The organism is Lyngbya aestuarii BL J (assembly GCF_000478195.2).
Classification (GTDB): Bacteria; Cyanobacteriota; Cyanobacteriia; order Cyanobacteriales; family Microcoleaceae; genus Capilliphycus; species Capilliphycus aestuarii.
Genome location: NZ_AUZM01000375.1, coordinates 1 through 405, shown reverse-complemented (window position 1 = coordinate 405; position 405 = coordinate 1). Strand labels below are relative to the sequence as shown.

At 35.8% G+C, this 405-nt stretch carries 1 protein-coding gene; it reads right to left on the bottom strand.

What is annotated here, in order from left to right; translation table 11 throughout:
* A partial coding sequence (locus M595_RS28590; protein ID WP_023070027.1) for an RNA-guided endonuclease InsQ/TnpB family protein occupies window positions 1-405 on the bottom strand: 405 nt, incomplete at both ends.

Genomic DNA, 405 nt, shown 5'->3' with positions numbered 1-405 from the left:
CTTGTGCAAGAAATCTTGGCGGGAATTAGCTATTCTCTCATAAACCTTAGCTACATTTTTCCTGAATTTCTTTCTCGATTTACTTCCTTTAGTCTTTCGAGAAAGTTTTTTCTGTTTGAGGGCTAAATTCTTTTGGTGGCGGTTTAAATGCTTGGGGTTAGCATATTTAGTTACCCGCTCTCCATCGTGAACAATTGCGAAATCTTTCAGCCCTAAATCAATACCAATAATTTGATCTCCCAACTGTTTAACGTCAGTTACTTCAACTTCACACAAAATTGAAGCAAAATATTTATCAGTTGAAGATTTAGAGATTGTTACCGTTTTAATCTTCCTTGTAACTTCTCTGTGAAATACTGCTTTGACTTCACCAATCTTGGGGACTTTTAGATATTCATCCTTGAC